This is a genomic window from Acidovorax sp. KPB24-07 (assembly GCF_057543315.1).
The window spans coordinates 1-3,497 of the sequence record NZ_BAAJYS010000348.1; the positions used below are offsets into that span (position 1 = coordinate 1).

A 3,497-nucleotide genomic window follows, 5' to 3' on the forward strand; every position below is an offset into this window, starting at 1 on the left:
TGCCGCCGGCCCAGCGCGAGCGCATCTTCGAACCCTTCTACCGGCTGCCCGGCGCCAGCGAGCGCGCTGGCGGCGTGGGCCTGGGGCTCGCGCTGGTGCGGTCCATCGCGGAACGCTCGGGCGGCACGGTGCGCTGCGAGGACCGCCCGGACGGCGAGAGCGGCGCCTGCTTCGTGCTCAGCCTGCCGTTGGCGAGCGCCTGACCTCCCTGCGAGGGCGTGGCACGCGCCACGCGAGCGTCGGCATACCCCCGGGGTCGCCATCACGCGAATGCGCCCGCTGTTGCGCATGGTCACATCTGTTTCGTTCGTTCTGCGGCTTGGCCCCGGGATCCGGGTGGCTTCGGAAGGCGGTTTCCCTTATCCTGCATTCCGCCCAACGGAATACCCGACCGAGGGGTCCACTTTGCTCACCGATCCACCCCGTTCCACCATGGCAGTCAAAGACATCCGGGTCATCCACACCCTCGGGCCGGCCGGCACCAACTGCGAAGCCGCAGCCCACGAATGGTTCCGGCGCAACGGCCGCAAAGGCACCGTGCACCTGCACCCCACCTTCGAGATCGCCGCGGAGTCGCTCCATGACGACCCGGCCATCGCGGTGCTGGGGTGCGTGGCGTATCCCGACCTGCACAAGCTCGTGTTCTCCAACCTGAACCGCTTCCAGATGGTGGATGTCTTCGTGATGCCCACTTTCAACATGATCCTGGCATCGCGCACGGGCGAGGCGCCCCGCACCATCTCGACCCATCCCGCGCCGCAGCAGCTGGCGCCCCCCGGCGCGGAGCTGTGCTTCGTCAACAGCAATGCGCAGGCCGCCGTGGAATGCCGGCACGGCCGCACGGACGGCTGCATCACCACCGCCAAGGCGCCCGGTCGCTGGGACTGAAGGTGATCCAGGACTTCGGCCCGGTGCCGATGGGGTTCACGGTTCACGCGGCGGTCTGAGCGCAGCGCGGCGCCGCGCCCGCCCCGGCTCAGTTGCGCCAGGCGAGCGAGCGGGCCTCGCCCTGGATCACGGGCGCCTGGGCATTGAGCGTCTCACCCGCCAGCACACGCTCGTACATGCGCAGGTAGTCGCGCGCCATGCGCTCGGCGCCGAAGTGGCGCACGGCATGGTCGTGGCAGGCCCGGGGATCGAAGCGGTTGGCGCGCACCGCCTCGGCCAGGGCACTGGCGTTGTCCGCCAGCACGCCGCATTCGGCGGGCACCAGTTCCGGCAGCGCGCCGTAGGGCGTCGAGAACACGGGGCAGCCGAAGTACAGGCTCTCGATGACGGCCAGGCCGAAGGGCTCGTGCCAGCGCACCGGAAAGATCAGCCCGCGCGAGGCGTTGAGCCGCTCGGTCTTCTGCGCGCCGCCCACCATGCCGAAGAAATGGATGCGGCGCGACAGCGTCCACCGGAATCCCCGGCGGAAATTGATGCGGTCGCCGCCCAGCACGTCCAGCTCCACCCCGGCCAGTTGGGCCACGCGGATGGCGCCGCTCACGTTCTTCACGCGCCACGCGGCCTTGCCCAGGAAGTGGTAGTGGTCGCGGGGCCGGGCGAAGTCCACGGCGCCGTAGCTCTCCCACTGCAGGCCGTTGTAGACGAACTCGGTGGAGCCGTAGCGCGCCGCATGGTCGCGCGAGAGGAACACGGTGTTGCGCGGCAGCGGCTTGGGCTTTCGGGCATTGCCGTGCTCGGTGACCAGGTAGGGCGTGCCGATCTCGGTGCGGGGGTTGAACTGGAAGTGCGTGATGTCCACGTCGGCGGGAATCTGCGAATCCCACGGCGCATCGGGCCGGATGGGCAGCACCGCGCCGAAGTCGCAGGTGGAGCCCTCGGGCACCAGGTAGCTCACGCGGTGGCCCAGGCGCACCAGCATCTGGCCCAGGTCCCAGATGACGCGCTCGGTGCCGCCATAGCCGTAGACCGGGATCGGGGAGTTGTTGACGAGCAGCACGTGCATGGCGAAACCTTCTTGGCAGTCAGGAGGAGGCAGCGGCGGGCCGGCTGGGGCCCTGCGGCACGGCGGCCGGCGCCGCCCGCCGCCGCAGTGCATCGCGCTCGCGGCCCTGCAGGATGGCCAGCACCAGCATGCACATGAACAGGTAGAACATGGTGCCGCTGTTGTGGCCCAGGAACACCTGCGTGAGCCCGAAGCCGATGTAGGCGATGGGCAGCAGCACGCCCACCATGCGCAGGCACAGCACCTGGGGGTCCATGGTGCCGTGCTCCGTGGTCCGGCAGACGCGCCGGCGCGTCGGCCAGAAAAGCGCGAGCGGCACCGCATAGAACAGCAGCAGCACCGCCACGCCGGGCAGGCCGCGCTTGGCGAAGATGTCCAGCACCTCGTTGTGCGCATGGCTGAACCGCAGCACGAACGGATGGGCCTGCCCCGCGGCCACGCGCCGCTGCTTCTCGGCCTCGTAGCCGTAGCGGCCCCAGCCGGTGAGCGGCCGGTCCAGGCCCATGGACCAGGCCAGTTTCCAGTGCGCGAGCCGCTGCCCGACCGAGCTGGCCGCATCGCCCTTGGATTCGTACTGGGTGATCTCCTGGCGCGCCTCGTCCACGCGGGAGCGCACGTCGTGCGCCTTGAGCGCCATGAGGCCCGCCATGCCGGCCAGGATCAGCGCCGCCCCGACCATCGCCAGCCGGCGCTGGCCGCAGCGGGCCTGCAGCCACGCGCACACGGGCAGCGCCAGCGGCAGCACGAGCCAGCCCCCGCGCGACTCCGACAGCAGCGAGCCCTCGAAGCCCAGCAGGATGCACACCACCCAGCCCACGCGCTGCCAGGGTGCCCAGCGGCCCCACTGCACGAGCAGGGCCGCCGAACACATCAGGCCCAGCAGCAGGCTCAGGCCGCCGAACTGGATCGCATTGGTGTAGCCGTTGGCGCGCAGCAGGTGCAGCACGCCGGTCTGGTAGATGCCGATGAGCCCCGCGCCGCACGCCCCCACGGCGAGGCCCCACCACAGCCAGACCGCACGCGGCGGGTAGGCCAGCAGGTAGAAAAGGCAGGGCAGTGCCAGCAGATACTTGGACGGCCGGTCCAGGTTGGACCAGCCGCCCTGGGCCGGGTCGAAATCGAGGGCCCACACGAAGCCCATGGCGACGATGGAGGCGAACAGCCACCAGGCCTCGCGGCCCGGGGGCCGGCGCAGCCACACGCCGGCCGTGGCCAGGCTGCACAGCAGCAGGACCACCGCGCCCCACGAATAGCCCGATCGCAGCCACAGGGCCAGGCCGGGCACCATGAAAGCCGCCACGCCGGACAGGCGTGCGAAGACATCCGAAGGTTTCACCGGCGCACGCTCTCGCTCAGGCGGTCGCTGTCGTACTCCAGCGCGGCATACCGGAAGAACGCTTCCAGGGCCACGAACAGGCAGTAAAGGAAACCGGCACCGCCGCACAGGAACCCGAGCCGCAGCACGTACAGCCGCACGAACATGCTCGCGCCCGAGGCCAGCCCGCGCCCCACGCCGCCGCGCTTGCCGGCCCCCGCGCGCTTGGCG

At 70.8% G+C, this 3,497-nt stretch carries 4 protein-coding genes and 1 pseudogene; 2 read left to right on the top strand and 3 right to left on the bottom strand.

Annotated features, from left to right (window positions below):
• Together AC27IQ_RS20675 and AC27IQ_RS20680 are read left to right on the top strand one after the other, a co-directional pair.
• Window positions 1-203: sensor histidine kinase (locus AC27IQ_RS20675; protein ID WP_487090613.1), on the top strand; the 203-nt coding region annotated here is incomplete at its 5' end.
• A 229-nt stretch (window positions 204-432) separates the two neighbouring features.
• The gene (locus AC27IQ_RS20680; protein WP_487090614.1) at window positions 433-888 is read left to right on the top strand and encodes a type 2 periplasmic-binding domain-containing protein; all 456 of its coding nucleotides are present in this window, start codon (window positions 433-435) and stop codon (window positions 886-888) included.
• An 88-nt stretch (window positions 889-976) separates the two neighbouring features.
• On the opposite strand, the gene AC27IQ_RS20685 is transcribed toward AC27IQ_RS20680, so the two are convergent.
• The 3 genes and pseudogenes from AC27IQ_RS20685 to AC27IQ_RS20695 form a co-directional block, all read right to left on the bottom strand.
• The gene (locus tag AC27IQ_RS20685; protein WP_272565920.1) at window positions 977-1,951 is read right to left on the bottom strand and encodes a glycosyltransferase; all 975 of its coding nucleotides are present in this window, start codon (window positions 1,949-1,951) and stop codon (window positions 977-979) included.
• A 19-nt stretch (window positions 1,952-1,970) separates the two neighbouring features.
• Window positions 1,971-3,287 (bottom strand): O-antigen ligase family protein, encoded by a 1,317-nt coding sequence (locus tag AC27IQ_RS20690; protein ID WP_487090615.1) that lies wholly within the window; start codon window positions 3,285-3,287, stop codon window positions 1,971-1,973.
• Window positions 3,284-3,497, bottom strand: a pseudogene (locus tag AC27IQ_RS20695) (glycosyltransferase family 2 protein); the annotation flags it as partial. The pseudogene AC27IQ_RS20695 and the gene AC27IQ_RS20690, both read right to left, overlap by 4 nt.